This is a genomic window from Acinetobacter sp. 228 (assembly GCF_048147885.1).
On record NZ_JAYWYV010000424.1, the window covers coordinates 1 to 1,178 of the forward strand.

Genomic DNA, 1,178 nt, shown 5'->3' on the forward strand with positions numbered 1-1,178 from the left:
TCTTCATTGTAGGTGTTTCTACGCTCGTACAGCATTACTTCTTTTAAATGATTTTAAGCTTATATAAAAACGCACTCATTAAGAGTGCGTTTTTTTATAGGTAATTTTAATAGTTAAATTTCACAGTAAAGTTAATTTGACGTGGATTACCTAAAGTCACCAAATTTTCGTTGAGAGCACCTGCATAGTAATCTTTATCAAATAGATTACGGATCGCAAGTTGGGCACCCCAACGCTCAGCATCATAACCCGCTTCGGTATCGAATACTGTATAGCCTGGAACATGCACATCTAAACCATCAACGGTTTTATAAGTTTCACCTCGGAAACCACCACCTACATACCAACCAAGTTTTGATGATGGATCAAATTTGTAACGAGCTGACAAGCTATAAGCGTGTTCAGGAATATTGTCGAGCGCTTTCCCTACATTGCTTGCATTTGCATCTTTACTAATTTCTGCATCAATTGTGTAGGTATATGCAGCCGTTAATTTTAAACCTTCTAAAATTTCTGCACTAAGTTCAGTTTCAATACCGCGAGTTAACTGTTCACCACGTTGTACTTTATAGCCACTATTCGCAGTATCAGTAACCAAAACATTCTGACGTTTTAGATCATACCAAGCGATAGCACCTTGAATTCGTTGATCGGGACTTTGTAATTTCATCCCGACCTCAACCTGTTTTCCTTTTTCTGGCTTAAATGGGTTGCTATTTACGTCAGTACCACTATTTGGAGTAAATGATGTAGCGTAGCTCACATAAGGTGCCACAATATCATTGAGGGTATACATGACAGAAGCACTGCCCGTAAATGCATTATCTGATTGTTTACTCGCATTGCCAGTTACTAAACTTGTAGTTTGGGTTTGTGCCCAATCTTGACGTCCTGATAAGCTTAAAAGTAATTGATCATTAAGCTGAATACGGTCGCGTAAATAGAGCCCTTCAATGTCACGTTCTGACCATAGATAGGGTTATAGATATTTAAATCACCAATATCATATTTATCATTGGTGTAATCACTTTTTTCCTGAAAAGCATCGACTCCAATATTAATGTCGTGCTGCATGCCATATAGATCAAACTGTTTATTTAAACGGTTATCAATGGCGAAGCTTAAGTTATCAATAACTTGGTGTCGGCTGTTATTTCTACGGCTGATAGTCGTATAAT

At 37.6% G+C, this 1,178-nt stretch carries 1 pseudogene; it reads right to left on the minus strand.

Annotated elements, in window-relative coordinates:
• Nucleotides 1-106: 106 nt before the first annotated feature.
• Nucleotides 107-1,178: pseudogene (locus VXQ92_RS19555) on the minus strand (TonB-dependent siderophore receptor); the annotation flags it as partial.